The organism is bacterium (genome assembly GCA_024228115.1).
Lineage (GTDB): Bacteria > Myxococcota_A > UBA9160 > UBA9160 > UBA6930.
The window spans coordinates 1-1369 of the sequence record JAAETT010000423.1 but is presented as its reverse complement, the minus strand read 5'-3'; the positions used below and the strand labels follow the sequence as shown (position 1 = coordinate 1369).

General features: G+C 38.1%; 1 protein-coding gene. It reads right to left on the bottom strand.

From position 1 onward, the window contains the following. Nucleotides 1-135: 135 nt before the first annotated feature. A complete protein-coding gene (locus tag GY937_18085; GenBank protein ID MCP5058614.1) occupies nucleotides 136-591 on the bottom strand; it encodes a hypothetical protein in 456 nt (151 codons plus the stop codon). Between the last annotated feature and the right edge of the window lie 778 nt (nucleotides 592-1369).

Sequence of the window (1369 nt, the reverse complement as noted above, 5' to 3'; positions counted from 1 at the left end):
TTATTGTTTGCACAAAAAAGGGGCCCATGGGTGGGGCCGGGCCGCCAAATCCGATCAACTCTACACACAGATATATAGGCGATGATTAGACGCCTGTTCGATCAGCACCAAAAAAAAACTACTTGTAAAAATTTTTTACTGCATGTCAAAAGTCATAAATAAGGCGCTAGGTAATAATATATTGCGCCAACCGCCACGTTCACAAACCCAAGCGTTAAGCTCAATATCTAGCACCGATCCCAACCAACTGCCTACCAAACTACTTCTATCGTTTCCTTCACGCGCCATTCTAATCGCTACAACTCCCGCATAAACAAATAACGCGATTACACGTTCTAAGCTAACATTTTCAATTAGACCCCAGGCAATACAGAAAAAATCGGTTATATTCTCGCAATGCCTGCTTAATTCGATCAATTCATTTTCATTTTCACTCAAAAATTCATTGCATAAACAACGTATTATAATTCTTTCTACTAACGATGACGGCGGTAAATCAACTTGCCCATAATTAATCAGATTATTTCGCACAAAACAACTATTTATATAATCCTCTGCTAACACATAAGCCGTTGCATCGTCGCACTGCATTTTTAAAATTCATAAACATGTGTCCAATGCGTTTTACATAATAAATTCAATAGTTTTCCTCTTATACGTGGTTTTGTTCGCTCAAGAATACCTAAGGTTCCGTTATTTTCAACAATGTAACACAATAATGCGTGTGCATCGTAGTCCAGTTGTAAATTATTCAACAGCGCGCTGCTTAAAATATTTGCATCCACACTTGATCTGCTCATAACAATGTCGATTTTTTTCCTCTGCGTTGCACACGATCGGTCTTCGCATATATGCTGCTGCTGAATGCTATTGTCGGTACACGCGTTGCAAAAAGTATGTTTGGGCAAGTCTTCGACTTTTTGCAGCAAAAGCAGCGCCACCACCGATGTAATACTGTCTTCCGTTACTGTATGTGGTACTGCAAAAAAGGCTGATTTTTTGTAAAATTATACTGAGGGGTTTTTGTAAAAGTTTACCTAATGTTAATTGATGATCGATCGCTGTATGTGGTACTGTAAAAAAGCCTGCTTTTTTTGTAAAATTATATTGAGGGGTTTTTGTAAAAGTTTACCTAATGTTAATCCGCTTGCGGTTAATTGATGATCGATGGGTGGTTGATAACTGCCCTTTTTTTCCCACTCATCCTCGTCGTCAACTTCTTCGAACCGGTCTGGCGGCACTGAAAATAAAACCTGTTGGCTACCCTTTTTGATTTTTTGGTAAAATATTTTTTTACTGCACGTCAAAAATCATAAACAATACACAAAGTTTTCGCACTGCATTTTTAAATATCATTATTAACCACTCG

Excerpts from the sequence above, each read along its gene's own strand:
- GY937_18085 (MCP5058614.1), bottom strand. The coding sequence starts at position 591 with ATGCAGTGCGACGATGCAACGGCTTATGTGTTAGCAGAGGATTATATA.